Below are 2515 nucleotides of genomic sequence, written 5' to 3'. Positions count from 1 at the left end.
CGGCGGCTGCCGCTGGCGATGCCCGCCTATGTGACGGCTTATGCCTATACCGACTTTCTGCAGTTCAGCGGACCGCTGCAGGTGTGGATGCGTGCCAGCTTTGGCTGGGAAGGGCGCTTGCTGCCCGAGGTGCGGTCGCTGGGCGGCGCCGTGCTGGTGTTTGTGGTCTCGCTCTACCCCTATGTCTACCTGCTGGCGCGCACGGCGCTGAGCGAGCGCGCCGCGCACCTGATGGAGGCCGCGCGCCTGCTGGGCGCCTCGATGCCGCGCCGCATCTGGACGGTGGCCTTGCCGATGGCCCGGCCGGCCGTGGTGGCCGGGGGGGCGCTGGTGATGATGGAGACCCTGGCCGATTTTGGCGTGGTGAGCTACTTTGGCATCCAGACCTTCACCACCGGCATCTACAAGGCCTGGTTGGCGATGGAAAACCGCAGTGCCGCAGCCCAGCTGGCCACGATGCTGCTGGTGCTGGTACTGGTGGTGCTGCAGCTGGAGCTGCGCGCGCAGCGGCGCATGCGCTTTGTCACCAGTGGGGTGGGGCGCGCCTCATCGGCCGAGGCCCAGCCTCACCGACTGCAAGGCGCGCGCTGTCTGGCCGCCTGGCTGGTCTGTGGTCTGCCGGTGCTGCTGGGCTTTGTGCTGCCCGTCATGTTCATGCTGCGGCCCCTGGCGGCCGATTGGTCGGTGATTCCGCTGGACCGCTTTGTGCAGTGGGCCGGCAACAGCATCCGCTTTGGCGCCATCACCGCCGTGCTGGCGGTGGCCATTGCGATGCTGGCCGCCTATGCGGCACGCCGCAGCCAGGACTGGGTCACGCGCAGCACCGTGGGCCTTATCAGCCTGGGCTATGCGGTGCCCGGCGCGGTGATTGTGGTGGGCTTGCTGCTGCCCGTTGGCTGGGTGCAGCAGGCGCTGCCGCAATGGGGCTTTCCGGCGCTGATCACGGCCACCTCGACCGGCATCATCTGGGCCTACCTGGTGCGCTTTACCGCCATTGCGCTGCAGGCCTTGCAAAGCGGCTACACCCGCATTCCCAAAAGCCTCGATGAATCGGCGCGCATGCTGGGCGTGGGCAGCGCCGGCCTGCTGGCCCGCGTGCATGGCCCGCTGCTGCGCCGCTCGGCCTTGACCGCTGCCTTGCTGGTGTTTGTCGATGTGATGAAGGAGCTGCCCGCGACCATGGTGCTGCGGCCCTTCAACAGCGATACCTTGGCCGTCGTCGCCTACCAGCTGGCACGCGATGAGCGCCTGGGCGAGGCGGCGCTGCCATCGCTGGCACTGGTGCTGGTGGGGCTGGTGCCGGTCATCTTGCTGATCCGCACCATGCGCAGCTCGGCCGCGCGCTGAGAGTCCTCGGCGCCCATGCCTTTGCCTGTCTGCTGATGCAGCGGGCAGACCTGGCTATGCGCTTGCCATCTGCCGTCCACCATCGGCGCGCGGTGGCCGCAGCTTGCCGGCCTCTTGGCCGCAATAATTGGCGATTCTGTGGTGTTCTCGCCGGATCCATAGCTGACCTATATCGCATTTGATCTGGATCAAACAAGCGCTTCGGGTTTCCCCCTAAACTGCATTTTTGAAACATTAATTGACTATTGGTGTTTCGTTTTTTGAATCAAGGGGATGGCCACCATCCGCTCGGTCGGATGGCTGGCGCGCCGAGCTCGTGCCCGGCTTGGCTCCTTGTCCACCTCCCAATGCCGCCCAGCGGCCCCCATCGCGTGCAAACACCAACACCTGTTCTGGAAACAGACAACTGGGGCGTGGCCTATGGCGACAAGGTCATCCTCTCCGGCCTGCAACTGCAGATTGCGCCCTGCGCCGTGACAGCCCTGATGGGGCCGGTGGGTGGGGGCAAGTCCACGGCGCTGCGCAGTCTGGCCGGTCTCAATGACGAGAACCCGCGCTTTGTGCAATGGGGGCAGCTGCGCTACAGCGGCCAGCCGCTGGCAGGCACGCACCGGCCCCAGCTGGTGCGCCAGCATGTGCGCCTGATGCAATCGAGCGTGCTCGATTCGCTGACCGAACTGCTGCAACACAGCCATCCGCTCTCCGGCCTGGACCGGCGTGCCTGGTGCGAGGCCTATCTGGAGCGCATGGGCTTTGCCGATATCCAGCCGCTGCTGGCGCGCACCACGATCGAGCTGTCGGCGATGCACCAGCGTGCGATTGCCATCTTGCGCGAGGCCGCGGCCGAGCCTGCGCTGCTGATGTGCGACGAGCCCACCGCCGACCTGCAGGACTACGACAGCTACCTGTTGCTGGAGCTGCTCAAGCGCATCGCCCAGGAGCGCGCCGTGCTGCTGGTGACCCACAACCAGCGCCACGCCCAGCGCGTGGCCGACCATGTGCTGCTGCTGGCCGGCGGCGCGGTGCAGGAGACGAGCCGCGCCGAGCACTTTTTCTCCGCGCCTTATTCCCCCGCCGGCCAGCAGTTTGTGCGCAGCGGCAGCTGCGCGGTGGTGGCCCCGCAGCAGACCGTGCAAGAGGCGATGCAGGCAGAGCCAGTTGCCGCCAC

General features: G+C 66.9%; 2 protein-coding genes. Both read left to right on the top strand.

Annotated elements, in window-relative coordinates; all coding sequences use genetic code 11:
- A partial coding sequence (locus tag H928_RS28090) for an iron ABC transporter permease (RefSeq protein ID WP_239644979.1) occupies positions 1-1347 on the top strand: 1347 nt, incomplete at its 5' end.
- Between the two features lie 371 nt (positions 1348-1718).
- Positions 1719-2515: ATP-binding cassette domain-containing protein (locus tag H928_RS28085; RefSeq protein WP_158400547.1), on the top strand; the 797-nt coding region annotated here is incomplete at its 3' end.

This window comes from Comamonas sp. B-9 (assembly GCF_000410635.1).
In the GTDB taxonomy this organism is placed as follows: domain Bacteria; phylum Pseudomonadota; class Gammaproteobacteria; order Burkholderiales; family Burkholderiaceae_C; genus Comamonas.
The sequence above is the reverse complement of the archived record's forward strand: the minus strand, read 5'-3'. Positions and strand labels throughout refer to the sequence as shown.